The organism is Jannaschia helgolandensis (assembly GCF_900109285.1).
Classification (GTDB): domain Bacteria; phylum Pseudomonadota; class Alphaproteobacteria; order Rhodobacterales; family Rhodobacteraceae; genus Jannaschia; species Jannaschia helgolandensis.
Map to the genome: position 1 here is coordinate 312,698 of NZ_FNZQ01000004.1, position 23,852 is coordinate 336,549.

The window sequence follows — 23,852 nt, forward strand, 5'->3', positions numbered from 1 at the left end:
AATCCTGTGGTAACGCCGGGTCAGCCGCGAAAGTCCGCCTGTCGATCTGGCAAACAGGCAGACTGCAGCCAAGGCGGCTGCAATCAGGGGTTGAGTCTTGAAACCGCCCAATTCCCTGTCTGCGGGGTGTCGCGGGTGAATCGAAATCGGTCGTGCAGGCGAAACGCACCGTCGGCCCAGAGTTCGATCTCTACGGGCCGGATCCGAAATCCACCCCAGAACGGCGGACGCCTGGGCGACACGCCCTTGCTTGCCGTGACCTTCGCCACTTCGGCCATCAAGGCACCCCGGCTTTCCAGAGGGCGGGATTGCGCCGAGGCCCAGGCCCCCAGCCGCGATTGCAGCGACCGGGACGCGTAATAGACATCCGCCTGCTCGTCCGACACCCGCTCTACCGGACCGCGCACGCGGACCTGACGGCGCAGGCTTTTCCAGTGCATCACGAAGGCGGCCTGCGGGTTGGCGGCCAGTTCCTGCCCCTTCTTGCCTTCGAAATTCGTATAGAAAACAAAGGCCCCTTGTCCGATCTCGATCTCTTTCAGCAGGACCATGCGGACATTCGGCAGGCCGTCGGGGTCGACCGTGGCCAGGGCGATTGCACTGGGGTCTTCCGGTTCGGACGCCGTGGCCTCTTCCAGCCAGCGGGCGGCGATGGCCACCGGGTCGTCGCCTGCGAATATGCCGTCGCGTTCCGCCATCGTACCGCCCCTGCCCCGTAAACCTTGCTGCACATACACCTTTCGCCTAAGCCTGCGTCAAGGCAAGTCGGAGGGGAATATGGCAGGCTTAATGGCAGGCAAGCGCGGACTCATCATGGGTCTGGCGAATGACAAGTCCATCGCATGGGGCATCGCGAAGGCCTGCGCCGATCAGGGGGCAGAACTGGCCTTCAGCTATCAGGGCGAGGCCCTGAAGAAGCGGGTCGATCCGCTGGCCGCGCAGACCGGCAGCGACATCGTGCTGCCCTGTGACGTAGGTGATGGGGCATCGATCGACGCGATGTTCGCCGCCCTTGGGGAACGCTGGGACAAGCTGGACTTCCTGGTCCATGCCATCGGCTTTTCGGACAAGAACGAATTGCGCGGGCGCTATCTGGAAACGTCGCTCGACAACTTCCTGATGACTATGAATATTTCGGTCTACTCCTTCACCGCCGTCATGCAGCGCGCCGAGAAGATGATGACCGAAGGCGGGTCGGCCCTTACGCTGTCGTATTACGGTGCGGAAAAGGTCATGCCGCATTACAACGTGATGGGGTTGGCGAAGGCCGCACTGGAATGTTCGGTTCAGTATCTGGCGGAAGATCTTGGCCGCGACGGCATCCGCGTGAATGCCATTTCGGCGGGTACGATCAAGACGCTCGCCGCGTCGGGCATCGGCGACTTTCGCTATATTCTCAAGTGGAACGAATACAATTCCCCCCTGCGCCGTACCGTCACTCAGGAGGAAGTCGGGAAATCGGCGATGTATCTGTTGTCGGACCTGTCGTCGGCGGTCACCGGCACGATCCATCATGTCGATGCGGGTTACCATGTCGTCGGTATGAAGAACGTCGATGCACCCGACATGACGCTAGACAAGAAGGCCACCTGACCCGGTGCTGAGCGTTGCGCATCTGCTGGCCTTCAACCTGGCACTGTTGCTGGCGGTCGCGTCCCCCGGACCGGCGTTTCTGGTCTGCGTCCGGGCCAGTTTACAGGGGGGACGGCAGGAAGGCATCCTGACCGGTCTCGGGCTGGCGGTCATGGCCGGACTGTGGACGCTGGCGGCGCTTCTGGGGCTGGATACGATTTTCACCCTGTTCCCCTATGCCTACACGGTCATGAAAATCAGCGGCGCATTGCTGGTCATGTTCATCGCGGTGCAGACATGGCGCGGGGCAGCGAAGGCCATCGTCACCGCGCCCCCGGCCTCGTCACGACGGGCGGTCCTGCGCGGCCTCCTCCTGAACCTTGGCAATCCGAAAAGCATCCTGTTTTCCGCAGGTGTCCTGCTGGTCATCTTCCCCCCCGGCCTGTCTGCGGCCGAGATGTCGCTGATTACAGCCAACCAGATTGTTCTGGAAACGGCGGTCTATACCGTTCTGGCCACCCTGATGTCGCGTGACACCGTTCGCGCCCGGTATCTGGCGTTCAAACCATCGCTGACGCGAGCGATGGCCCTGGTGCTTGGCGGGCTGGGGTTGCGTCTTTTAATCACGTCCTGACCCGGAGGTCTGCGCCATGTCCAACCAACTGCCACACGAAAAAGGCTTCCACATCAGTTGGGACCAGATCCACCGCGACAGCCGTGCGCTGGCCTGGCGGCTGGACGGACGCGGCCCCGGCGATGGTGGCGCATGGAAGGCCATCGTCGCGATCACCCGGGGCGGCATGGCTCCGGCAATGATCGCCGCGCGCGAGCTGGGCATCCGCCTGGTCGATACCATCAGCATCAAGTCCTACGACCATCAGGCCCAGGGGGACGCGCAGGTCCTGTCGCGCCCCGACCCCGACATGATGGGCGACGGCACCGGCGTTCTGGTGATCGACGATCTGGTTGATTCAGGGAAAACACTGGAAGTGGTGCGCGCGCTCTACCCCAATGCGCATTTCGCCACCGTCTATGCCAAGCCCAAGGGCGAGCCCATGGTCGATACCTTCATCACCGGCGTTAGTCAGGATACGTGGATATTTTTCCCTTGGGACATGGCGCTGCAATATGTCGAGCCGTATCGCGGCAAGGACTGACAGTGCGGTGCCGCCAGCCGAAGCCGTCGCGCCGGGAATGCTCCGATCTTGCGAGGTCCGGACAGGGCCGCAGAGTCATCACTGGCGCAATGTCAGCCGCAGTCTGATACCGTCCCGCGACCGCACTGTCAGATGCGCCACCGGGACCGGCGGATCGCCGATTGGCGCGACGCGATATGCACCGATCAGTCGCGCCAGCAGCAGCACACCCTCGGCCATCGCGAACCCCGCGCCTGTGCAGACCCGAGGCCCGGCGCTGAACGGCATATAGGCCTGCCGCGCACTCTCCCTCGTGGCCCCTGTCTGCCAGCGGTCGGGGTCGAAGCCATCAGGATTGTCCCACATCCGTTCGTGCCGATGCAGATGCCATGGTGACAGCACGATCTGCGCGCCCGTCGGGGCCTGCCGGTTGCGAAATGTCTCGGGCCGGGTCGTCTCGCGGACCATCATCGGGACCGGTGGATATAGACGCAGCGTCTCGCGGAAAACGTCGCGGGTATGTGGCATCTGGCTGAGATCACTGAACTTGAACGTATGCCAATCTCGTGTGGCTTCGGCCGCGACACGGTCCTGTGCCTCCTCGTGCGTGGCAAGAAGATAGAGCGCCCATGCCAATGCGGACGCACTGGTTTCGTGCCCCGCCAGAAAGAAAATCGCGACCTGATCGACCATTTCCGGCACCGAGAACCGGTGGCCCGTGTCCGGGTCGGCAAATGTCATGATCTTGGTTGCAAGGTCGTCGGGCGCGGACCCATCTTCGATCTGGACAGCGCGGCGATCGACCAGCGCGGTGATGGCGGACCGGATCGAACGAGCCGCCGCCAGCGTCCTGCGCCTGTGAAAGCGCGGCATCCAGCGCGGCATCGGAATCAGCGCGGCGATGTTCAGAAGCGGCTGCGTGCGTTGATAGTCGCGGAACTCGCGGAAGACCTGAGCGGCCAGGGCATCCTCGATCGGGACGGAAAACAGCGTGCGGAAGATGACGTCGGCGGCGGCATAGCTGGCCAGTTCCTCGATCTCGTGCTCGCCTTCGGTGGCACGCTCGATCATCGCCTGGGCAGCGTCCAGCATTCCCGGAAAGGCGTCGCGCAACCTGCCACCCGCAAACGCCGGATCAATGATCCGCCGCTGCCGCTTCCATTCCGCGCCATTGGTGACAAAGACAGACCGGCCCAACAGCGGCGCAAGACCCTCGCGCACCCGGTCCGATTTGGGAAAGTCGTCCGGGCGACTTTTTATCACAATATCAATAAGTTGAGGGTCGTTCATCATGTAGCTTCTGAAGAACGGAGTCCGAAACTCGGCCATCCAGGCGCGATACAGGCGCGCAGGCTGAGCACTCAGAATATCGGCCCGAAAGCGGCGCATGTAACCAAACAGGCCGACGCGACCGTCGCGTGGGGTGGGTTTGGGCGGGATCATGGGGCCATCGCGGTGTATCGGTTGACAGGTGTGCGCTTGGTCGATGGGCTGGGCGCCCGACCGGCAAACCGCTCGCCCAAGCGGTGCGGACCGGCCGTTATGCGGAAATAATCATAGTCCGATGAGGTTCCCGGAAGCGCATCGAAGGCGCAAAGATACTGGAAATGCAGGCGAAAGTATCGCCGCTTCAGCTTGCGCCATGTTTCGGGAGTCAGGGTTTTGGTAAAGGCCGCCGACAGGATCAGCGGCCCGGTCTGCCGATCTGGCGCGACGCCGGTGACAGACACCGGATCGCACAACGCGAAGGCGCATCCGTCGCCGGGCGCGGTGACGTCGACCCAAGGGATCAGGTCCTGTCCGCCCATGACATGAAGATCTGCACGTAACCTTTTGGCATCAGGCAAGAAACTCACCATCGGAACGACCTGTCCAAGACTCAGGAAACTGCACCGTCCGGGGGGAATACGTGACCCCCGGATCATGTCAGCGAGAACCGAGACGGCAAGATGCGCACCCGAGGAGTGGCCGACGATCAGAACCTCGTCGACATTGGAAGCGAGAGCCTCCGCAATGCGGTCCGCATAGCTGGCCATCCTGGCCTCCAGCTCCGGCGGATTCGCCCCGTTCCAGCGGGCCGAGAATGCATAATCGTACATAAGGTAATATGCGAAGACCTTGGAATCCCTGGCCTTGAACCATCGCAGGACCAGCCAGCCTGCCGCTGTACCAAACAGGATCGCCGCGAAATAGCGTGGTACTTCATAGGACAGGACCGGAGGCAGCGGTTGCCCGGTCGCGACCATGATCAGGTCCGATACCCATGCGACGCCCCATGCCACAAGTCCGCCTGCTGCGATGGCTGTGACAAGTTGTAATACAAGAAATACAATGGGATACAACGCGGCGATAATCGGCCCCTGTCGCAGGCGCATCAGCCGGAACAACGCGCCCGATGAGATATAGATCCAGGCCGTGCGGGCAAGATGCCAATAGGTCGCCGGGATGGAGGCGGCCATGCTGGACGACACGATGTCGGACCAGACCAGAACCTCGATATCCGTGGTGACCCGTGCCCCGTCGATCTGTGCCTCGACCTGCCAGGAAAAGGCGTTTTCGCCCTTTTGTTGGCTTATGGAATATCCCGATAATTCAGCTTGTTGCGCGCCTTCCTTGCGATATAATTCGCGATACCGTCGCGGATGAAACGGATCGAAACCGGGGATGTAGAGGACGCGGCGGGTGGCTACGGTCTGGGTCATCTGGCGATCGTGCCTTGCGTCGGGTCGGGACAGGATGACACAACCATCGGGCGGAAATAAGGACAAGTGATGGACAGTAAGCCGGATCTGGAAATCGACGCGCTCGGACTGTTGTGCCCTCTGCCCGTGCTGCGCCTGAAAAAACGTATGCAGCCTTTGAAATCAGGGGCTTGCGTCAGGCTTCTGGCGGATGATCCGGCTGCGCTGATCGATGTACCTCACTTCTGCGCCGAAACCGGTCACCGGTTCGTCGGTGTCGATGGGCATGCCTTCATTATCGAAAAAGCATAGGAATACCGGCGTATTACGACGGTGCATACCAGGGTATTACGTTCGTATCCCCCTATTCCGCCGCCTGCGCCAAGTCCGGCCCCCCGGCACGGATACTGGCCAATAACTCCTCGCGCCGCTTGGCGGCGGCCCGCGCATTCGCGTCCTTCACCGGGCCGAAGCCGCGGATTGCAAGCGGCAGTTCGGCCAAGGCGACCACGGCGTCGCGGGTGGCGTCGGACAGCTGCGGTAACACTTCCTCAATATCTGCCTCGTATTGGTCGATCAGCGCACGCTCCATCCGACGCTCCGAAGTCCGACCGAAGGGATCGAGGAATGTGCCGCGCAGGACCTTGCCCCTTGAAAGGAGAGGATAGAACCGTTCGATCCATTCGCCGAAAGCCCGCTTGACGGGCCGCCCGTCAGGGCCCTGCTTCGATATCACCGGAGGGGCCAGATGGTAGGTCAGTTTCAGGTCGCCGTCGAAGGTCTCCGCCGCCTTGGCGCGGGTCGTTCGAAGCAGGCGCGCAACTTCGTATTCGTCCTTGTAGGAGAGCAGCTTGTGATACCCCTTCGCCACCGCCTCCCGCACGACAGGATCGGCGATCCGGTCCAGCATCGCGGTATAGCGACGGGCATAGCGCGCCGATTGATACGCGGTCAGATGATCGACCCGCGCCGCGATGCGCGTTTCGGGCGTGTCCGGCAGGCGGGTGACAGTGTCGGCCAGCAATTCTCCGGCCCTGTCAGGGTGGACAACAGCCCAGCGGCCCAGATCGAACGCGCGCTGATTGCGATCAACAGCAGTCCCGTTCATCTCGACCGCTTTCAGAATCGCCTCTCGGGTCAGGGGGATCAGACCTCTTTGCCACGCAGCACCCATGATCATCATGTTAGAAAAGATCGTGTCGCCCAACAGTTTCTCGGCCAGTTTCGAGGCGTCGAACAGGGTCAGGCGGTCGCGCAGCCGGGCCTGCAACGACAGGGCAAGCCGGTCGGCAGGCAGCTTGAAGTCAGGGTTGCCGGTAAAGTCGCCGGTGACGATCTCGTGGCTGTTCACCACCGCCCCCGTGCGGCCCGCCATCGTAAGGGACAGGATCTTGTTGTCGGCACTGACGACCAGATCGCCGCCGATCAGGGCATCGGCCTCGCCCAGTGCCACGCGGATGGCGCTGATGTCGGCGGGCGCATTCGACAACCGGCAGTGCAACGCGACCGCGCCGCCCTTCTGCGCCAGTCCGGCCATTTCCATCAGGCCGGCGCCCTTGCCGTCCAGATGTGCGGCCATGGCCATGACGGCCCCGATGGTCACGACGCCGGTGCCGCCAACGCCGGTGATGACGGTGTTCCAGGTGCCGTCGATCGGGGGCAATTCCGGTTCGGGCAGATCGCCGATATCGACATCCGTCGTGGCCCTTTTCTTCAGCTCCGCACCCTGGATCGACACGAAACTGGGGCAAAACCCCTTGATGCAGCTATAATCCTTGTTGCAGGACGACTGGTCGATGGCGCGCTTGGTGCCGAAGGCCGTTTCGACGGGCACGAGCGAGACGCAGTTCGATTGCACACCGCAATCGCCGCAACCTTCGCAAACGTCGGTATTGATGAAGATGCGACGGTCCGGGTCTGGATAAAGGCCGCGCTTGCGGCGGCGGCGCTTTTCGGCAGCGCAGGTCTGGATAAACAGAATGACCGAGACGCCTTCGATCGCGGCCATGCGCTTCTGCACGATTTCCATCTCTTCGCGTTCGTGCCAGTCAAGGCCCGCCGGGAAGCGCGATTTATCAACGCCTTCCTTTTCATCGTAGACGACCGCGATGGTCGTGACGCCCATCGCCTGAAGTTCGCGCGCAATCCGTTCGGGCGACAGGTCGCCCTCGTTGTGTTGCCCGCCCGTCATTGCAACGGCATCGTTATAGAGAATTTTATAGGTGATGGTGGTGTTCGCGGCCAAGGCGGCGCGGATGGCAAGAATGCCGGAATGGTTGTACGTCCCTTCTCCCAGGTTCTGGAATACATGTTTGCGGGTCGAAAACAGCGATTCACCGATCCAGTTCGCGCCCTCGGCCCCCATGTGGGTGTAGCCTTCGGTGTTGCGATCCATCCAGAGCGCCATGACGTGACAGCCGATGCCCGCACCCGCGCGCGACCCGTCAGGCACTTTGGTCGAGGTGTTGTGCGGGCATCCCGAACAGAACCATGGTGTGCGCCTGGCGATATCGGGGGCATTGTCGGCCCGCCTGGCCTCGGCCACGCGGGCCAGACCTGCCTCGATGCGGGGGGTCGTTCGCCCCTCCTCCTTGAGGATGCCGCCGATCTTTTCGGCGATATCGGTGGGCGACAGGGCATAGGCCTGCTGGAACAGGATCGGGCCGTCAGCCTGCTTGCGGTAGCCGTAGACACGTCGACCGTGGCGGTCGTCGAAGATGGCCTCCTTGACCTGAACCTCGATCAGCTTGCGCTTTTCCTCGACGCAAACGATCAGGTCGAGACCTTCGGCCCAGTCGTGGAAGCCTTTCATATCGAGCGGCCAGGTCTGCCCTACCTTGTAGGTGGTGATGCCGAGGCGTTCGCATTCCGCGTCGTCCAGACCCAGCAGCGACAGGGCGTGGACCAGATCGAGCCAGTTCTTGCCCGCCGCGACGAAGCCGATCCTGGCGCCCGGCTTGCCGTGCATCCGCTTGTCCATCCTGTTGGCATGGCTGAAAGCCTCGGCGGCCCAGCGCTTATAGCCCAGAAGACGGTCTTCCTGCGGAATCCAGTGGTCGTTCAGACGGATGTTCAGCCCGCCCGGCGGCATGTCGAAGTCCGGTGTGACGAAGGACATACGATCGGGGCGCCCGTCAACGACAGAGGTGACTTCGACGGTGTCCTTCATCGTCTTCAGTCCGACCCAGACGCCTGCGTAGCGCGACAGCGCCCAGCCATAGAGGCCGAAATCAAGGATCTCCTGCACGCCGGCGGGCGACAGGACGGGCATGTGGACGTCGACCAGCGCCCAGTCGGACTGGTGGCAGGTGGTGGAGGACTCGCCCGTGTGGTCGTCGCCCATGGCCATCAGGACGCCGCCGTGTTCGGACGTGCCCGCCATGTTGGCGTGGCGCATCACATCGCCCGACCGGTCGACGCCCGGTCCTTTGCCATACCACAGGCCGAAAACGCCGTCATGCGTGCCTTCGCCGCGCAATTCGGCCTGCTGGCTGCCCCAGACGGCGGTGGCGGCAAGGTCTTCGTTCAGACCGGGGCGAAAGGTAATGTCATTGGCGTCCAGAACCTTGCGGGCCTTCTCCATGTTCAGATCGACACCCCCCAACGGCGAGCCTCGGTAGCCGGTGCAAAACCCTGCCGTGTTCAAACCGGCACGGCGGTCGCGTTCCTTCTGCATCAGCATCAGACGCACCAGCGCCTGGGTCCCGTTCAACAGGACGTCACGTTTTTCAAGATCGAACCGATCGGACAAGGACACGTCGTGGCGCATGAAAATCTCCTCCTGACGGGATTATAGGTCAACTTTACTGACCCATAAAGCGAAATCTTCTTCAGACATTCTTATAGCACTTCCCTATAGGGAGAGGCGACGGGAGGAGACCGTCAAAAGCGAGCATGTGATGGACTGGGATAAACTGAGAATTTTTCACGCCGTTGCGGATGCGGGGTCTCTGACCCATGCGGGCGACGTGCTGCACCTGTCGCAATCCGCCGTCAGCCGCCAGATTCGCGCGCTGGAGGAGATGCTGGGCACGACGTTGTTCCACCGGCACGCACGCGGCCTGATCCTGACGGAACAGGGCGAATTGCTGTTCGACGCGACGCAGGCGATGACCAAGCGGCTGGAGACCGCCAGCGCAAGGATCCGCGATTCGGAGGAGGAGGTGTTCGGCAACCTGCGGGTCACGACCACCATCGGCTTCGGGTCGATCTGGCTGGCGCCGCGACTGTCGAAGCTCTATGCGAAATACCCCGACCTGAGCATTGACCTGATGCTGGAGGAGCGGGTGCTGGACCTGCCCATGCGCGAGGCCGATGTGGCCATTCGCATGAAAGAACCGAGTCAGGCCGACCTGGTGCGCAAACGCCTGATGGATATCCGGATGCAGCTTTTCGCGTCACCCGCCTATCTGGAGGCGAACGGCGTACCCAATTCGCTGCACGATCTGTCAAAGCATCGGCTGATCAGCCAATCGCTGGGCGTGACGCAGGTCAGCGCGGGCGCGATGCTGGTGCGCGAATTGATGACCTATGACATCGGGCGGTCGCTGACGGTGAACAATTATTTCGGCGTGCTGCAAAGTGTGCTGAGCGATCTGGGCATCGGTGTCCTGCCCGACTATCTGAGCCAGGATTTTCCGCAGCTTGTGCGCGTCCTGCCGGGCATCGAGTCGAACGAGGTGCCGGTGTTTCTGGCCTTCCCCGAGGAGTTGCGCGGATCGAAGCGGGTTCAGGCGTTCCGCGACTTCGTGGTCGAGGAGGTCGTGGCCTATCGAAAGGCGCGGCAGGGCGCGGCGGCACGGTAAGGCATGCACGAAACGCATAGCGGGATTGCACCGATTGGTTCCGTTCCGCCTTGTTCCCCGGCATGTCGCGCAATATTTAAGCTATCGAAGGACGGTGCTTCTGCGCCCCTTCACCTCCCTGTTGGACTTCGGCCGAGCTTTTAGCTCGGCCTTTTTTTTGCTCGTGGCGATTACGCCGCTGCCGACGCTGCCACCGCGCGGATGCGTTCGACCATCGCCCGCAACCCGTTGGACCGTTGCGACGACAGGTGATCGTTCAGACCAAGACGGGCGAGTTCGGCGGGGGCGTCGATGGCACCGACCTGTGCCACGGGAATGCCGCCATAGAGGTCGTGCAAAATAGCGATCAGTCCGCGCACGATCATGGCGTCGGATTCGCCCGCGAAATCGAAGGTCGCATCCGGCCCCTGTCCTTCGATACGCGGATGCAGCCAGACCTGGCTGGCGCAGCCGTCGACCTTGGTGGCAGGAACCTTGAGCGCATCGTCAAGCGGCGGAAACGCCTTGCCCAGTTCGATGACATGTCGATAGCGGTCTTCCCAGTCGTCCAGAAACTCGAATGTTTCGACCAGATCCTCGAACCGTTCCTGTGCCATTTTCACCCCCGTTTTACCCCCGTGAGGTAGGTGCGGGCGTTCCAAAGGTCCAGCCCGCTTCCCAAAGGCTCGCCGATGGGCTAGCCCGTATGGCAAAGCCGAAGGCTAGGGATTGACGGGGGTTCACATGGGAATGACGGCGCGCATCGGGGCGGTTCTGGCAGTTACGGCATTGGCCGGATGCGGGCTGGGGCAGACGCGCCTGAACCCGTTCAACTGGTTCGGCAGCGACCGCGAGGAGCGGATCGAAGTCGCCCGCGTCGCAACCGCGCGACCGGTCGTGCAACAGGTCGTGTCGCTGGAGGTGGCGCAGACGCGCAGCGGCGCAATCATCTCGGCCGTGGGCCTGCCTCCGACGCAGGGCTTCTGGGAAGCCGATCTGGTCCGCGTCCCGACCGACGATCCGTCGGTGTTGCTGCTGGATTTCCGCATTCTGCCGCCGATCACGCCCGAGCCGGTGGGCACGCAGCCGTCGCGCGAAGTGCTGGCCGGCACGACCTATAGTACGCAGGACCTTGCAGGCATCCGAACGATCGTGGTGCAGGGCGAAGTGAACCGCCGGTCGGTCAGCCGCTAGACCCGGTCCGAAAGCCGCGCATTTGCAAGGGCCGCCCCGTCCGACAGGGCCCCGAGCTTGGCGAATGCAATGTCAGGATCGACCGCACCGAAACCGGCGAATGTGCCAAAGCCGCAATCGCTTCCGGCGATGACGCGATCGGGGCCGACGATATCGGCGAACCGGCCCAGCCGCTCGGCCACGACTTCGGGGTGTTCGACGAAGTTCGATGTGGTGTCGACCACGCCCGGCACGAGGATCTTGTCGTCGGGAATTTCCGATTTCCTGTCGCGGAACACCTGCCACTCATGGGCGTGGCGCGGGTTCGATGTTTCAAAAAGAAGCTGACTGGCGTTCACCCCGAGGAAGGTCGAGAATACCGCGTCCATCGGGATGTCGCAGACATGCGGCCCCTCGTAATTCCCCCAACATATGTGCACGCGAACCCGTGATGGATCAATGCCTTGCAAGGCACCGTTCAGGGCTTCAACATGGTTTTGCGCGATCTTTAGGAAATCTGCATCGGTCAGATCGGCAAACAGCATGTGCCGCGACAGGGCAAGGTCGGGACAATCGAGTTGCAGGAAAAGTCCTGCGTCGACGATGGTGCGGTATTCCTCGCGCATCGCGTCGGACAGGGCAGCAAGGTATTCATCGCGGCTGGCGTAGTAGTCGTTTTGCAGGAACAGCGAAATGACGCCAGGACTGGCGGCGTTCATGAAGCCTTGGCGCGCGCCGTGCGTGTCCATCGCAGATTTCAGGTTGGCGATATCGGTCAGCAGGTCGTCCTGACCCTTGGATTTGACCGGGCCGGTGCACATCGGGCGGGCATATTTCGGCGTGCCCCCATCCGCCGCCAGACGCTTGAGAAAACTGGGAAAGAGCTTCAGGTCCGCGGGCGCATTGCGCGGGGAATCGCCGGAAAATCCGGTGTAGCGATCCTTGACATAGGTGGCATAGCTGATCTTCGACGTCTCGCCGTCGGACACGATGTCGATGCCCGCTTCGACCTGACGGCGCACCACCTCGTTGCAAGCGGCGGTCATCTGAGCGGCGAAGGCATCCGCATCGTAGGGCATGCCGTTTTCGCGGGCAAAAATCATGTCGACGGTCGCCTGCGTCCGCGGCAGAGAGCCGACGTGAGTGGATTTTATCGCCATGAAAGGCTCCTTTGCAGGTATTCTGCGGTTTTCATTGCAGCCATGACGGACCCGCGGGATCGTCGGTCGAGACAATATGGAACAGGCTCGCCTCGCCTGTCATCGACGGGACCGCCGCATGCGGAAGACCGGCGGGGACGGACATGGTGTCGCCGGGCGCCAGAACCTCTGCGCCCGCGTCGGCCCCCTGCCCCCAGGTGACGCGCCAATGGCCGCGCATCGGCATCAGAACCGATGGGCGGTCGTGCGCATGTGGTGTGTCGGTGGCCGAAGTGCGGGTGATCAGGTCGACCTCGAACCCCGGCTTGTCACGGATGATGCCGGTGGCACCGATCACCTTGCAGGGCCTGTGCCGGGCCAGCGCCGTCATGTCGTTATAGCGCCGCACGCCCCATCCGACGACCTGCATCGGGGACAGTTCGGGAAAATCGGCCAATTCGTCGTCGGTCAGGGTCGGCATCGGGTGGACGCCCTCGGGCGGGGTCTGGCCTGCCTTGCTGTCATAGAGTTTGCCGTTCTCGCCCAGGATCAGCCCGTGATCCCGCGCATCCTCGATCACCTGCGGCGCCCAGATCACGCCACCGCCCGCATCGTCGCCGCCCAGAATGGCCATGATCATCCCGTAGTCGGTGCCGATATTTTCGAACCCGCGAAAGATGCCGGTAGGGATGTCGATGATGTCGCCTTCTTCCAGCACCACTTCCCCGGCCGTTCCATGTCGGCCCCAGAAGAACCGCCAGCGGCCCGACAGGACGAAGAACACTTCGGCCGTCCGGTGACTGTGCAGGGAGTTCCGGCATTTCGGTGGCTGGCCGGCCGCGCCGATGTTGAAGCCGTGGGGCGTGGTGATGTGCACATGCTGATCGGCGGATTCGCTGACGCCGCCGCCGATGATGGTGAAATTCTCTTTCTGGTCGCTGCCGGGTGTATGGGCGTCGATGAAAGCGGTCTTGCAGGGGATCAATTCGCCGTAGCGGACAGTTGTGGGGGCGGTCATGGCGGAAGCTCCTGTCATGTCGTGGTCGGGGGGCGGTCAGGCGGCGTTCAATACGGCAGCGAACCGGTCGGGCATTCGATCAGGATCTCGCCATTGTCGCCCTCCGCAGTGGCGTAAGTCACGTGCGACATGCCGGAGCCTGCGGGCGTCTCGAACCGGGCGCGGGCATCGGGGTCGAGCCATGTGGCGAAAACCGGCGATGCCGAATGTTTGAAATCGCGGGAACAGGTGACGGTGAAATGACGGGTCATGAGGTGCCTCCCAGATGGATCTGTTTCCAGACCGCCGTTTCGTCGAAGACGGTCCATTCGCGCCTTATGCTCCAGCCGTCCGGGCCGAAGGGTCCGAATTCCACGTGAGTGATGCCCATGACATAGACCTGAGCGCCGGTCGGTGTCCCGAACGCGCCCCAGCCGGAGTGTTTGCCCCAGAGCGACCAGCGCACGGCGGCACGCGGCGGCATCATCGGATCGTCGCGACCGATGACATGTTCGATGGTGAATTCGGCGTCCGGGAAGGCGGCGCGCAGCGACATCCAGAAGCGGTCGGCATCGCCGTGGCTGTGGCCGGTGACACCACCGGGGTATTCCAGTTGCGCCGCGCGGTCATACACGTCCGGAATGACACGCATGTCGGCTGACATGATGCGGGTCAGTGTTTCGGCCAGCCTTGTGCCCCAAATGTTGTCGTTGCCGCGCCCCTGGTACGGGCCGGGTCTGTCCGTATCGGGCGTCAGCGGGCGGATCGCGGCGTCCTTGCCGCCCTCGCGTTCGATCAGGTCGGCGGCATAGGCAGATGGCTCCCACCCCAATTGCCGGACGATCGCACCCTGATCGCGGATCAGCCATTCGTCGTCGATGGCGATGCCCCGAACGTGGCAATCGGCCATGATGCGATAGATCAGCGTCTTGCCTGTGGCGCGGCCATAGATGCCGTCGCCCAGATGCGTCGCGGTGGACAGCAGGCGGTGCGACGAGAGCATGCCTGTCCGGGGATCGTCGCCTGACCAGATGACGTCTTCACCCAGCAGGGTGCGGTCGGGAAATTCTGCCAGCGTCGCCATCGTAGCACCGATGACGTTCTGGTTGCCGACGACCACAGACGCGGGCGAGCGGACGACAATATCGGGTGCGTAATACTGGTGCAGGGTCGCGATGCCCCTGTCCTCCCAGATCTCCTTCGTGATCGACAGGATGTAGTCGGGCAGGTCTTTCCAGCGGTCGTTGAAGGTCATGGCGTGTATCCTTCGGGTATGCGGGCCGAGGTGCGAACCACGAGCGGTCCGTCGATCTCGATCCGTCGGGCGGCGCGATTGGGGGTGTCGAGCTTGGCCATCAACTCGTCCACCGTGGCATCGACCATGCGTCGCGTCGGCTGGCGCAGGGTCGTGAGGTCATAGGCAGGCCACCCGGCCATCGGCACATCGTCGTAACCCAGAATGCTGACGTCCTGCGGGACCTTCAGGCCAAGATCGAAGCGCAGCATATCCATCACCGCCAAGGCCATGTGGTCGTTGGCCACGAAAATCGCGTCGGGTGGATCGGGGCGCGCCATCAGGTCGCGAGCCGCCTCGGCTGCCGTGGCACGGTCGTAGCGGCCATCGACCAGCGCGTGCAACGGCGCGCCCGCCCTGTCCAGAGCGGCGCGAAAACCGGCCAGCCGGTCACGGCTGGTCGAGGCGTCCATGAAACCGGAAATATGGGCAATGCGGACATGCCCGCCCGCCAGCAGGAACTCCGCTGCCTTGCGCCCTCCGGTCAGATTGTCCGAGGTGACCGCCGACAGACCCGATCCGGGGATGGCCCGGTTGAACAACACGACCGGGATGCCCGCCGCAGCGCACCGTTCGGACAACTCGCCCGACAGGTTGATCGATGCCGTGATGATACCGTCGACCTGATAATCCAGCAGTTCGGAAATCACGCGATCGGTATCGATACCGTGTTTTCCGGTCGTGAAAATCAACAGGTGATAGCCCTGCGCCTGCAACACGGTCGACAGCTTTTCGATGGCGTCCGGATAGAACGGATTGTCCAGATATGCGACGACCAGCCCGATGATACGCGACCGTCCGGTGATAAGGCCACGGGCCAGTGCGTTGGGGCGATAGCCCAGTTCGTCAGCGGCGGACCGCACGCGCGCGGCCATGTCGGGGCTGACCGACGCGCCCCTGGTGAAAACGCGGCTGACTGCGGATTGGCTGACCCCGGCTTTCCGGGCCACATCCTGAGAAGTGACTTTGCGCGCCATCAATCCGCCGTCCAGCCACCGTCGACCAGCAGTGACGTCCCGGTGACCATCGCCGAAGCATCGGAGGCGAGGAACAGGACCGCGCCCATGATATCCTCGACCTCGCCGACGCGGGGCAACTTGATCTTGTCGTCGATCCAGGCGCGGCGAACAGGGTCGCTGAACGTGGCTTCGGTCAGGGGCGTCCGGATGAAGGTCGGACAAATCGTGTTTACGCGTATGTTTCGTGGTCCCCATTCGATGGCCATGGCCTTGGTCATGCCCTCGACCCCATGTTTCGTGGCGCAATAGACTGCGCGGTCGACCCCGCCGACATGGCCCATCTGACTGCTGATCTGAAGGATGCAGCCACCGTTCGACATGCCGCGCGCGACCCTCTGGGCCAAAAAATACGCTGCGCGCAGATTCAGGCCGGTGACCAGGTCAAAATCTTCTGGAGTGGTGTCCAGCGCCGGGCTGTGACGGGCGACCCCGGCAGAGTTGCACAGGACGTCGAAAGGGGCCTGCCCGGACAGAAAATCGTCTACCTTCGACAGGTTCGCGACATCGAGCGCAGTGCCTTCGGCGGAAAACCCGGCTTCGTTGATCCGGGCCACAGCGTCGTTCACACCCGCCTGGCCGCGCGCGACGATCACGACATGGGCCCCGGCTTCGGCCAGAGCGGCCGCGCTCGCAAGGCCGATCCCGCGAGACCCTCCGGGGACGAAGGCGCGACGGCCATCCAGTCGAAAGGATGGGGTGCAGGGAAGTGACATCTGGCGGCTCCGACACGGGGCAGTGTTATTTGCATAGGTATGCAGACACATCTTGGCTACACGAGGCAAGAGCTTAGCGATGAACCTTTTCGGTTCTTGCCGCATTGATCCAGCTAAAAGCCTAGAAATGGACGCCATGACCAAAGCCACAGAAATCCTGTCCGCATTGAATGATGCCGCCGAGGGTCAGTCCGAAGTGACATTGGGCCATGTCAATGACCAAATCGGGCATCGTGGCACAGGTGCCCTTCTGGCGATTCCGGCCGCATTGGAAATCACCCCCATCGGCGGCATCCCTCTCGTACCCTCGACGCTGGCATTCATCGTTGCAATCTTTGCCGTGCAAATTGCATTCGGTCGCGAGGATATGTGGCTGCCAGGGTTTCTGGAGCGGCGGAACATCTCAGCCGCAAAGCTGACGAATGCCGTCGATAAATTGCGCCCCGCCGCCGAATGGTCCGACAGGCATCTTGGAAAACACCTGCATCTGCTGACCGACGAGCCTGCTCCACGCATCGTTGCCGTGGCGATTCTCGTGCTTTGCGCGTTGGTGCCGCCCCTGGAACTGGTGCCTTTCGCATCGTCGATTCCCATGGGAGTGATCGTGCTGTTCGGTCTGGCTCTGGTGACGCGGGATGGCCGGGTCATGGCGCTGGCCTGGGCGGCGTCGGCAATCGCGCTGTGGGCCGTGTGGAAACTCTGGCCCTAGGTCAGCTGCCGCATCCGGGCCAGCACGTCGACACCCAGCTGGTGCCAGACGTCCAGAAGGTCGACGCAGACCCAGTTTTCGCGGATCAGATCACCCTCTACGCGCCAGAAATCGAGGCTGCGCATGGTGATTTTCTGACCGGATGGGGCAATTCCCAGCCATCCGTCTCCGGTAACGTGCATCTCCATCCCCGGCCACGCAGTAAAAGCGACGTAATCGCCCTGGGCGAAGAAGTGTCCCCGCTCGATCAGTCCGCGCCGGTCGGGCATGGCATTCAGGAACGGGATCTGGTGGTGGTCGCGAAACCCCCGGATGCCCCGCGCGGTGCCAATGCCGCCGGGGCCGTACCAGGTGCACCTCGGGTGCCATGCGGCGGGCAGGTCCATCGCCGCCTCGCCCTGCGGCGACAGGTGCAGCCGGTCCAGCATATCGCCCACAACGCGCAGAGCATGGCTGCCATTGCCACCGATCCGCAACCCGTCCTGCGTCATCGGGCCGGGCACTCGTCCGCTATGCCCCAGAGGCGGTCCCATCGGCCAGACACCGGCCTGTAACATCAGATCGGGCAGGTCCCAGATCGCCTGAACTTCGACGGCCAAGTTATTAACAATACGGTAAAATTCGTGAAATCGCAGGTGGGCCAGGCGTCCTGTTGGCGGGATACCCAGGAAAGGTGCGGCAAACCCACCGGCATAATGCCCCGCCTGCCCCAGCCACGCCTGTCCGTGACCATCGACCCCTGTCATGGAGATATCGACACGGCGTTCCACGTCCGGCATCGCCGCCCAGAGAGGACCAAGCGCGATATCGACGAATCCTGCGCCCCCGGTCACGTCCCCGAAAGGATGGCACAGATGAACGCTGGCATCTGGTGCGATGCCACTTTCGATCACCTTTGCCATGCGGGCCGCATCACAATCGGACAGGGCCGTCAGGTCCATTGTCTATGCTCCTTGAATATTCATGTGCGCCGCACGTGCCTCAGTCGGCGTCGTCACGATACGGCGCACCCTCGCCATAGGGCACGTTTACGCCGCCATATCGACGGACCCGGACGTTGCATTGCTCGGCATGGCCGACGAAGCCTTCCAACATGCACAACCGCGATCCGTATTCCCCGATCAGGGTGGCTGCGGCATCGGTGGTGATCTTCTGATAGCTGTGTGTCTTCAGAAATTTCCCAACCCATAGCCCTCCGGTATAGCGTCCGGCCTTTTTTGTCGGCAGGGTATGGTTCGTGCCGATCACCTTGTCGCCATTGGCCACGTTGGTGCGCGCGCCAAGGAACAGCGCGCCATAGCTGTGCATGTTCTCCAGATACCAGTCGTCGCGGTCGGTCATGACCTGCACATGCTCGGACGCGATGTCGTTTGCGCAGGTCAGCATCTCGTCATGGTCTTTGCATAGAATGATTTCGCCATAGTCCTGCCAACTGACCCGCGCCGTTTCGGCGGTGGGCAGGATCGTCAGCAGCCGGTCGATTTCGGACAGGGTGTCATCGGCCAGCTTCCGCGAGGTCGTCAGCAGGACAGCGGGCGAATTGTATCCGTGTTCCGCCTGCCCCAGCAGATCGGTTGCGACCAGTTCTCCGTCCACGGTGTCGTCGGCGATGACCATGGTCTCGGTCGGCCCGGCGAACAGGTCGATGCCGACGCGACCATAAAGCTGCCGCTTGGCTTCGGCGACATAGGCATTGCCCGGCCCCACCAGCATATCGACCGGGGTGATGGTTTTGGTGCCGATGGCCATGGCACCGACGGCCTGGATGCCGCCCAGAACATAAATCTCATGCGCCCCGCCCAGATGCATCGCCGCAATGACGGCGGCGTTGGGACGCCCGCGGAACGGTGGCGTGCAGGCGACGATGCGCGGCACACCCGCAACGGACGCGGTGGCGACCGACATATGCGCGCTGGCAACCATTGGAAACTTACCGCCGGGAACATAGCATCCGACGGACTGAACGGGGATGTTGCGATGGCCGAGGATAACGCCTGGCATCGTCTCGACCTCGATATCCTGCAACGAGTCGCGTTGTGCCTGCGCGAAGTTGCGAACTTGTTCCTGCGCAAATCGGATGTCGGCGAGTTGGCGCTGCGACAATTCACCCATGAGGTTTTCGATCTGGTCCAGCGTCAGGCGAAAGCTCTCTGGCGAATAGCTATCGAACATCGCGGACAGATCGCGTACCGCAGCGTCGCCCCGACGTTCGATATCCGCAAGAATCTCTTCGACTTCGGTGCGGACCTTGGCGTCGTCTGCAGCGCGGTCGGTGGCGGATTTCGATGTCTTGAAATGTTGTGCCATGGCAGCCTCCGATCGCGGACGTCAGGTGTATATGTCACCTCGCGCAAGAGTGAAGCGGTTTTTGCATACGCTTGCAATGCTGCGTTTCAAAGGCCTTCGTTCCAGCGGGTCATCGCAGTAATTGCATACGGCATGCCCGACTGGCCGAGGATGTCGCCCGCAATGACATGAAAATACACCCCGCCAGTGTTCCACCCGTCCATGCCATCCATCTGAAAAACATGCGCACCGACATACCCCTGCCGCGGTCAGGTTCGCCGGGGGCGCACGCCTCAAGAGGGCAGACGGCTCAGCACATCCTGAACGTTATGTCGGATCAGTTCCAGATCGTCATCGCCCGAAAATCTGTGATCCGCACCCCGCACCAGGGTCAGGCGGATGTCCGGGCCCTCGGCATGGTCGAGCAGGCGCAGTGCGGTTTCGGTCGACACGGCAGTATCGGCCGTTCCCTGCATCATCCGTACGGGAAACGGCAGGTTCAGCGGGGATCGCAGGACCAGACGGCTGCGGCCTTCTTCGATAAGGCGGTGCGTGATGATGTAGGGATCACCGTAATCTGACGGGACGGCAATGTGCCCGACCTCGGCCAGTTGCAGGCGTTGATCCGCATTGAACGCGGCCCAATAGCCGTCTTCGGTGAAATCAGGGGCAGCTGCGATGGTGACGAGGCCCGCAACCAAGTCGGGATGATCCCGCGCGATCAGAAGGGCGATCCAACCGCCCATGGATGAGCCGACCAGAACCTGCGGCCCGGTGGTGGCCGCGCGGATCACGGCCAGCGCATCTTCCGTCCAGTTGCCGATACTGCCGTCGGTAAACGCGCCCTCCGACTGACCGTGGCCCGAATAATCCAGACGAAGAAAGGCACGGCCCTGCTGTCTGGCCCAGACTTCCAGCGCGATGGCCTTGGTGCCTTCCATATCGGATTTGAAGCCGCCCAGGAACACGATGCCCGGCCCCTGCCCTTGGGTCGCGTGGAAGGCCAGCGTGTTGCCGGCCCGTTCGATGGTCTGCATGGTCGCCTCCGCCGTCGGTCGCCCCCGGCCTAGCCGGAACGCCGATCCAGCGCAAACAGGTGACCAATTAGTCACGCGTCTTGACGTGTGACCGTTTGGTCTCGTATTAATCCGCCATGGATTCGATCTTCAAAGCCCTCGCCGACCCGTCGCGCCGCGATTTGCTGGATGCCTTGCGGCAGACCGACGGTCAGACGCTGTCGCAACTGGAGGCGGCGCTGCCCCTGTCACGGTTTGGTGTAGCCAAACATCTGGGTGTTCTTGAAACGGCCGGGCTGGTGACGCGGGTGAAACGCGGACGTTTCACGCATCACTATCTGAACGCCGTGCCCCTGGCCGAAGCACTGGGACGCTGGATCGAGCCCTATCGCGTGGCACCCGCCGTCCAGGGGGTGCTGAACCTGAAAGCTCAAATGGAGGACACCATGGAACGGAGACCCGATTACGTCATGCGGACCTATATCCGCTGTACCCAGGATGCGCTCTGGGACGCGCTGACCGATGCGGACCAGATGGCGAAATACCACTTCCACGCCAGTCATGTCACCCGCGACGGCGCCGCGCTGACCTATGTCGCGCCCGATGGCAACGAAATGCTGATTTGCCGCGAGACCAAGCTGAAGCCCAAGACCCGGATCGAATCGATCTTCGAGCCGCGATGGGCGCCGGACGTTCCCAAATCGCATTTCGTCTGGATTATCGAGCCGGGCGACGGCCAGTGCCGCCTGACGTTGGAGCATTACGACATCCCGCCCGGTGGAGAAGGCTATGCCGATGGTTGGGAACGGATCGCCTCAGGCCTGAAAACGTTCCTCGAAAACGGCAAGGCGACCAAGTTCGCGGCCGCGGAGGCATGACCGAAGTGCAATGGTGGATGACCTGAACGGGGCCGCTGGCGCGCCACTCTCGATACTCTGCATCGCCGACATGAACACGGCTTGAACCCCGCGCGGGACGGCAATTTGTCCGCCTCGATGAACCGGCGCGGCCCCGGTGCGTTATGTGTGATGACAATCGCAGGAGTCATCGCATGAGCCGCAACCAGCAACCCATTCCCGAGCGTCCCAACGCGCCCGGCCCGGCCAAATCGGACAGCTATGGCCCGGTCAAAGTCGAAAAGAAGCCCTTGGAGGAAAAGGGAAAATACGACAAGCCGTCCGATCCCGCGGATGATTTCGTCATCGACGAGGAGCGCGACAAACCAATTCGCGGAAACGAGTCGCCGAAAGATTAATCCGTGTCGGCGACAGCGTTATGCTCGGGGCGGCCCTTGAAGCCCTGTGCCACGACGAACTTTTCCGAACTGTCGGACCGGCTTGCCCCCGGTTTGACGTTCGAGACCTTGGTAAACCGCTGCTTGAGCAGTTTCTGCATATCTCCCTCGGCCCCGCCTGCCAGAACCTTGGCGACAAAGGTGCCGCCGGGAGCCAACACGTCGAACGCAAGCTCCGCCGCTGCTTCACAGAGCGCGATGATCCGCAGGTGATCCGTCTGTTTATGACCCGAACTGCTGGCGGCCATATCCGACAAGACGACATCCGCCTCACCGTCCAGCCAGCTTTTGATGGTATCGTCCGCGCCTTCGGCCAGAAAATCCAGGACATGGATCTCGGCACCCGGCACATCGTCCACTTCCTGCAGGTCAAGGCCGATAAGGCGGCCGATTTTCTTCTTGGGATTTTCGCCCAATGAATTGATCCGCGGCACCGCCACCTGCAACCAGCCACCGGGCGCACAGCCCAGATCAATGACCCGCGCACCGGGGATCAGGAATCCGTATTTATCGTCCAACTCCATGATCTTGAACGCCGCGCGACCACGATACCCTTCGGCCCGCGCACGAGCGACATAGGGGTCGTTGAGTTGCCGCTCCAGCCATAGCTTGGACGACATCTTGCGCCCGCGCGCCGTCTTCACCTTGACGGTAAGGTCGCGATAGCCGCGTCCGGAGGCATTGCCCGATGAGACGCCTTTGGTGGGTTTCTTTGCCATGCCATACCCCGTAATGCGCAAAACGCTGGATCGTAAGCCTTCGCGGAAGCCTTTTTGCAGAAGTCTTCAATGAAACCTCTGAAAGTCCGTTCCTGAAGGGCTTAAAGCGGCCCGTCGTCCAGCACGCCGTCTGCCGACATCTGCGCATAGAGCAACCCTTCGCGCAGGCCCCTGTCTGCCACGGAAAGCCGGTCGGTGGGCCAGACCCGTAGCAGCGCCTGAAGGATCGCCGCACCCGACATGATCAGCGAATGCCGGTCCCGTCCGATACGCGGGTCGTTGCGCCGCCCGTCGGGGCCCTGGGCCAGATAGCCCCGGATCACCCGGTCGATCTGGCCGGTCGTCATCCGCAACCCGTCGACCTTGTTGCGATCGTATCGACGCAGGTTCAGATGCGTGGCCGCCACGGTCGTGACCGTGCCGCTGGTGCCGACGATCTGAAAGCCGGGATCGGCGTCGCCCTCGGCATCCGCGTAGGGCGAGAATTCAGCCAGACATTCCTCGAAATGCCAGGACATCAGCGCAAAGCGTGCCGCGTCGTCGGTGACATCGCGGAACTGATCCTTGAGCGTTGCAACGCCCAGAGGGATGCTGATCCAGTCGACGACCTTGGCACGGGGGAACGGGTCGTCTGCGCTGCCCTTGAAGCCCGCATGCAGGCGCATGATCGCCCGTGAGCGGTCGTGCCGTGGGACACGAGTCAGGTCGATCCAGACCAGTTCGGTGGACCCGCCACCGATATCCACGACAAGCAATTGTTCGGTCTTGGCACTGACCAGCGGGGCGCAGGACACGACGGCCAGTCGCGCCTCCTCTTCCGGCTCGATGATTTCAAGCGGCAGTTCGGTCTCGCGGCGCACCAGATCGATGAATTCGCTGGCGTTGGTGGCGCGGCGACAGGCCTCGGTCGCGACCAGCCGCATCCGCTTGACATCGTGGGTTTCCAGTTTCCGGCGACAGATTTTCAGTGCGCCGATCGTGCGCGCCATGGACGCGCGGCTCAGACGACCCGACTGTTCCAGACCGTTGCCCAACTGAACGGACTTGGAGAAACTGTCGACGACATGCAGTTGGTTGCCTTTTGGCTGGGCAATCAGCATCCGGCACGAATTCGTGCCAAGATCCAGCGCGGCGTAAAGCTCTGCCGGGTCGGGGCGGTCGCCGGGCGTCCGCGTGTCTGGTGTCGGCCGCACTACGGGTCCGGACCTGGCGATGCGCTGGGCACCGGCATCAGATCCCGCGCCCTTGGCCGGGTCTTCCGGTGGCATCGCCGCCTCCGCATATATGGTTGCGAGCACCGTAGCCGCCCGATGTCCCATG

The 23,852-nt window shown here is 62.6% G+C and carries 25 protein-coding genes; 9 read left to right on the forward strand and 16 right to left on the reverse strand.

Annotated features, from left to right (window positions below; translation table 11 throughout):
- Positions 1 to 83: 83 nt before the first annotated feature.
- Positions 84 to 698 carry a pyridoxamine 5'-phosphate oxidase gene (pdxH, locus tag BMY38_RS12440; protein ID WP_092763235.1) on the reverse strand — a complete coding sequence of 205 codons (615 nt, stop codon included), beginning with the start codon at positions 696 to 698 and terminating at the stop codon, positions 84 to 86.
- 79 nt (positions 699 to 777) lie between these two features.
- On the opposite strand from pdxH, the gene fabI reads away from it, so the two are divergent.
- Genes fabI through gpt form a run of 3 tightly spaced genes read left to right on the forward strand, consistent with a single transcriptional unit; the run spans position 778 to position 2,729 of the window.
- Positions 778 to 1,593: an enoyl-ACP reductase FabI gene (fabI, locus tag BMY38_RS12445; protein WP_092763237.1), complete on the forward strand. Its 816-nt coding sequence runs from the start codon at positions 778 to 780 to the stop codon at positions 1,591 to 1,593.
- A gap of 4 nt (positions 1,594 to 1,597) precedes the next feature.
- Positions 1,598 to 2,206, forward strand: coding sequence for a LysE family transporter (locus BMY38_RS12450; RefSeq protein WP_245737589.1), 609 nt, complete (start codon positions 1,598 to 1,600; stop codon positions 2,204 to 2,206).
- A 16-nt stretch (positions 2,207 to 2,222) separates the two neighbouring features.
- Positions 2,223 to 2,729: a xanthine phosphoribosyltransferase gene (gene gpt / locus BMY38_RS12455; protein WP_092763239.1), complete on the forward strand. Its 507-nt coding sequence runs from the start codon at positions 2,223 to 2,225 to the stop codon at positions 2,727 to 2,729.
- Between the two features lie 78 nt (positions 2,730 to 2,807).
- On the opposite strand, the gene BMY38_RS12460 is transcribed toward gpt, so the two are convergent.
- Entirely contained in the window at positions 2,808 to 4,151 is a 1,344-nt protein-coding gene (locus tag BMY38_RS12460; protein WP_092763241.1) for a cytochrome P450, read from the reverse strand.
- Positions 4,148 to 5,410: a hypothetical protein gene (locus BMY38_RS12465; RefSeq protein ID WP_092763243.1), complete on the reverse strand. Its 1,263-nt coding sequence runs from the start codon at positions 5,408 to 5,410 to the stop codon at positions 4,148 to 4,150. Before BMY38_RS12465 ends, BMY38_RS12460 begins: the two co-directional genes overlap by 4 nt.
- Positions 5,411 to 5,479: 69 nt before the next feature.
- Here BMY38_RS12465 and BMY38_RS12470 point away from each other — a divergent pair, with 69 nt between their 5' ends.
- Positions 5,480 to 5,701, forward strand: a complete 222-nt coding sequence (locus BMY38_RS12470) for a sulfurtransferase TusA family protein (protein ID WP_092763245.1) — start codon at positions 5,480 to 5,482, stop codon at positions 5,699 to 5,701.
- Between the two features lie 52 nt (positions 5,702 to 5,753).
- On the opposite strand, the gene BMY38_RS12475 is transcribed toward BMY38_RS12470, so the two are convergent.
- Positions 5,754 to 9,158 (reverse strand): indolepyruvate ferredoxin oxidoreductase family protein, encoded by a 3,405-nt coding sequence (locus BMY38_RS12475; protein ID WP_092763247.1) that lies wholly within the window; start codon positions 9,156 to 9,158, stop codon positions 5,754 to 5,756.
- A gap of 130 nt (positions 9,159 to 9,288) precedes the next feature.
- Here BMY38_RS12475 and BMY38_RS12480 point away from each other — a divergent pair, with 130 nt between their 5' ends.
- Positions 9,289 to 10,194: a LysR family transcriptional regulator gene (locus BMY38_RS12480; RefSeq protein WP_092763249.1), complete on the forward strand. Its 906-nt coding sequence runs from the start codon at positions 9,289 to 9,291 to the stop codon at positions 10,192 to 10,194.
- 170 nt (positions 10,195 to 10,364) lie between these two features.
- Here BMY38_RS12480 and BMY38_RS12485 read toward each other — a convergent pair whose 3' ends face one another.
- Positions 10,365 to 10,790 (reverse strand): SufE family protein, encoded by a 426-nt coding sequence (locus BMY38_RS12485; RefSeq protein ID WP_092763251.1) that lies wholly within the window; start codon positions 10,788 to 10,790, stop codon positions 10,365 to 10,367.
- Between the two features lie 127 nt (positions 10,791 to 10,917).
- Between BMY38_RS12485 and BMY38_RS12490 the strand changes: the two genes are divergently transcribed.
- A complete protein-coding gene (locus BMY38_RS12490; protein WP_092763253.1) occupies positions 10,918 to 11,367 on the forward strand; it encodes a hypothetical protein in 450 nt (149 codons plus the stop codon).
- Here the strand turns inward: BMY38_RS12490 and BMY38_RS12495 are convergent.
- From BMY38_RS12495 to BMY38_RS12520, 6 genes are read right to left on the reverse strand one after another with little or no spacing between them, the layout of a single operon-like run.
- Complete coding sequence (locus tag BMY38_RS12495; RefSeq protein ID WP_092763255.1) at positions 11,364 to 12,506, reverse strand: cobalamin-independent methionine synthase II family protein; 1,143 nt, start codon at positions 12,504 to 12,506, stop codon at positions 11,364 to 11,366. The genes BMY38_RS12490 and BMY38_RS12495 overlap by 4 nt on opposite strands.
- Positions 12,507 to 12,537: 31 nt before the next feature.
- On the reverse strand, positions 12,538 to 13,503 hold the full coding sequence (locus BMY38_RS12500; RefSeq protein ID WP_092763257.1) for a cupin domain-containing protein: 966 nt from the start codon (positions 13,501 to 13,503) through the stop codon (positions 12,538 to 12,540).
- A 47-nt stretch (positions 13,504 to 13,550) separates the two neighbouring features.
- A complete protein-coding gene (locus tag BMY38_RS12505) occupies positions 13,551 to 13,754 on the reverse strand; it encodes an SRPBCC family protein (RefSeq protein ID WP_092763260.1) in 204 nt (67 codons plus the stop codon).
- Positions 13,751 to 14,737 (reverse strand): nuclear transport factor 2 family protein, encoded by a 987-nt coding sequence (locus tag BMY38_RS12510; RefSeq protein ID WP_092763262.1) that lies wholly within the window; start codon positions 14,735 to 14,737, stop codon positions 13,751 to 13,753. The genes BMY38_RS12505 and BMY38_RS12510 overlap by 4 nt, the downstream gene beginning before the upstream one ends.
- Positions 14,734 to 15,756, reverse strand: a complete 1,023-nt coding sequence (locus BMY38_RS12515) for a LacI family DNA-binding transcriptional regulator (RefSeq protein WP_217638809.1) — start codon at positions 15,754 to 15,756, stop codon at positions 14,734 to 14,736. The genes BMY38_RS12510 and BMY38_RS12515 overlap by 4 nt, the downstream gene beginning before the upstream one ends.
- Complete coding sequence (locus BMY38_RS12520; protein WP_092763266.1) at positions 15,753 to 16,508, reverse strand: SDR family NAD(P)-dependent oxidoreductase; 756 nt, start codon at positions 16,506 to 16,508, stop codon at positions 15,753 to 15,755. Before BMY38_RS12520 ends, BMY38_RS12515 begins: the two co-directional genes overlap by 4 nt.
- Positions 16,509 to 16,644: 136 nt before the next feature.
- Between BMY38_RS12520 and BMY38_RS12525 the strand changes: the two genes are divergently transcribed.
- On the forward strand, positions 16,645 to 17,217 hold the full coding sequence (locus BMY38_RS12525) for an exopolysaccharide biosynthesis protein (RefSeq protein ID WP_245737590.1): 573 nt from the start codon (positions 16,645 to 16,647) through the stop codon (positions 17,215 to 17,217).
- Here BMY38_RS12525 and BMY38_RS12530 read toward each other — a convergent pair.
- The 3 genes from BMY38_RS12530 to BMY38_RS12540 form a co-directional block, all read right to left on the reverse strand.
- A complete protein-coding gene (locus BMY38_RS12530) occupies positions 17,214 to 18,158 on the reverse strand; it encodes an ester cyclase (protein WP_175495868.1) in 945 nt (314 codons plus the stop codon). The two genes, BMY38_RS12525 and BMY38_RS12530, sit on opposite strands and share 4 nt — an antisense overlap.
- 40 nt (positions 18,159 to 18,198) lie before the next feature.
- On the reverse strand, positions 18,199 to 19,524 hold the full coding sequence (gene hisD / locus BMY38_RS12535; protein ID WP_092763270.1) for a histidinol dehydrogenase: 1,326 nt from the start codon (positions 19,522 to 19,524) through the stop codon (positions 18,199 to 18,201).
- 272 nt (positions 19,525 to 19,796) lie between these two features.
- The gene (locus tag BMY38_RS12540) at positions 19,797 to 20,540 is read right to left on the reverse strand and encodes an alpha/beta hydrolase (RefSeq protein ID WP_092763272.1); all 744 of its coding nucleotides are present in this window, start codon (positions 20,538 to 20,540) and stop codon (positions 19,797 to 19,799) included.
- A gap of 116 nt (positions 20,541 to 20,656) precedes the next feature.
- Between BMY38_RS12540 and BMY38_RS12545 the strand changes: the two genes are divergently transcribed.
- Positions 20,657 to 21,397 (forward strand): ArsR/SmtB family transcription factor, encoded by a 741-nt coding sequence (locus tag BMY38_RS12545; RefSeq protein WP_092763274.1) that lies wholly within the window; start codon positions 20,657 to 20,659, stop codon positions 21,395 to 21,397.
- Between the two features lie 173 nt (positions 21,398 to 21,570).
- Positions 21,571 to 21,774 (forward strand): hypothetical protein, encoded by a 204-nt coding sequence (locus BMY38_RS12550; RefSeq protein WP_092763276.1) that lies wholly within the window; start codon positions 21,571 to 21,573, stop codon positions 21,772 to 21,774.
- Here BMY38_RS12550 and BMY38_RS12555 read toward each other — a convergent pair.
- Both BMY38_RS12555 and BMY38_RS12560 read right to left on the reverse strand, forming a co-directional pair.
- Positions 21,771 to 22,532, reverse strand: a complete 762-nt coding sequence (locus BMY38_RS12555) for an RlmE family RNA methyltransferase (RefSeq protein ID WP_092763278.1) — start codon at positions 22,530 to 22,532, stop codon at positions 21,771 to 21,773. The two genes, BMY38_RS12550 and BMY38_RS12555, sit on opposite strands and share 4 nt — an antisense overlap.
- A 101-nt stretch (positions 22,533 to 22,633) precedes the next feature.
- On the reverse strand, positions 22,634 to 23,800 hold the full coding sequence (locus BMY38_RS12560; RefSeq protein ID WP_092763280.1) for a Ppx/GppA phosphatase family protein: 1,167 nt from the start codon (positions 23,798 to 23,800) through the stop codon (positions 22,634 to 22,636).
- Positions 23,801 to 23,852 lie beyond the last annotated feature (52 nt).

Bases quoted from the DNA above. Each gene is read 5' to 3' on its own strand.
- fabI (WP_092763237.1), top strand. From the start codon at position 778: ATGGCAGGCTTAATGGCAGGCAAGCGCGGACTCATCATGGGTCTGGCG.
- pdxH (WP_092763235.1), bottom strand. From the start codon at position 698: ATGGCGGAACGCGACGGCATATTCGCAGGCGACGACCCGGTGGCCATC.
- BMY38_RS12510 (WP_092763262.1), bottom strand. From the start codon at position 14,737: ATGACCTTCAACGACCGCTGGAAAGACCTGCCCGACTACATCCTGTCG.
- BMY38_RS12470 (WP_092763245.1), top strand. From the start codon at position 5,480: ATGGACAGTAAGCCGGATCTGGAAATCGACGCGCTCGGACTGTTGTGC.
- BMY38_RS12460 (WP_092763241.1), bottom strand. From the start codon at position 4,151: ATGATCCCGCCCAAACCCACCCCACGCGACGGTCGCGTCGGCCTGTTT.
- BMY38_RS12480 (WP_092763249.1), top strand. From the start codon at position 9,289: ATGGACTGGGATAAACTGAGAATTTTTCACGCCGTTGCGGATGCGGGG.
- BMY38_RS12465 (WP_092763243.1), bottom strand. From the start codon at position 5,410: ATGACCCAGACCGTAGCCACCCGCCGCGTCCTCTACATCCCCGGTTTC.
- BMY38_RS12550 (WP_092763276.1), top strand. From the start codon at position 21,571: ATGAGCCGCAACCAGCAACCCATTCCCGAGCGTCCCAACGCGCCCGGC.
- BMY38_RS12560 (WP_092763280.1), bottom strand. From the start codon at position 23,800: ATGCCACCGGAAGACCCGGCCAAGGGCGCGGGATCTGATGCCGGTGCC.
- hisD (WP_092763270.1), bottom strand. From the start codon at position 19,524: ATGGCACAACATTTCAAGACATCGAAATCCGCCACCGACCGCGCTGCA.
- BMY38_RS12520 (WP_092763266.1), bottom strand. From the start codon at position 16,508: ATGTCACTTCCCTGCACCCCATCCTTTCGACTGGATGGCCGTCGCGCC.
- BMY38_RS12540 (WP_092763272.1), bottom strand. From the start codon at position 20,540: ATGCAGACCATCGAACGGGCCGGCAACACGCTGGCCTTCCACGCGACC.
- BMY38_RS12490 (WP_092763253.1), top strand. From the start codon at position 10,918: ATGGGAATGACGGCGCGCATCGGGGCGGTTCTGGCAGTTACGGCATTG.
- BMY38_RS12485 (WP_092763251.1), bottom strand. From the start codon at position 10,790: ATGGCACAGGAACGGTTCGAGGATCTGGTCGAAACATTCGAGTTTCTG.
- BMY38_RS12500 (WP_092763257.1), bottom strand. From the start codon at position 13,503: ATGACCGCCCCCACAACTGTCCGCTACGGCGAATTGATCCCCTGCAAG.
- BMY38_RS12530 (WP_175495868.1), bottom strand. From the start codon at position 18,158: ATGGACCTGACGGCCCTGTCCGATTGTGATGCGGCCCGCATGGCAAAG.
- BMY38_RS12545 (WP_092763274.1), top strand. From the start codon at position 20,657: ATGGATTCGATCTTCAAAGCCCTCGCCGACCCGTCGCGCCGCGATTTG.
- BMY38_RS12525 (WP_245737590.1), top strand. From the start codon at position 16,645: ATGACCAAAGCCACAGAAATCCTGTCCGCATTGAATGATGCCGCCGAG.
- gpt (WP_092763239.1), top strand. From the start codon at position 2,223: ATGTCCAACCAACTGCCACACGAAAAAGGCTTCCACATCAGTTGGGAC.
- BMY38_RS12505 (WP_092763260.1), bottom strand. From the start codon at position 13,754: ATGACCCGTCATTTCACCGTCACCTGTTCCCGCGATTTCAAACATTCG.
- BMY38_RS12495 (WP_092763255.1), bottom strand. From the start codon at position 12,506: ATGGCGATAAAATCCACTCACGTCGGCTCTCTGCCGCGGACGCAGGCG.
- BMY38_RS12555 (WP_092763278.1), bottom strand. From the start codon at position 22,532: ATGGCAAAGAAACCCACCAAAGGCGTCTCATCGGGCAATGCCTCCGGA.
- BMY38_RS12475 (WP_092763247.1), bottom strand. From the start codon at position 9,158: ATGCGCCACGACGTGTCCTTGTCCGATCGGTTCGATCTTGAAAAACGT.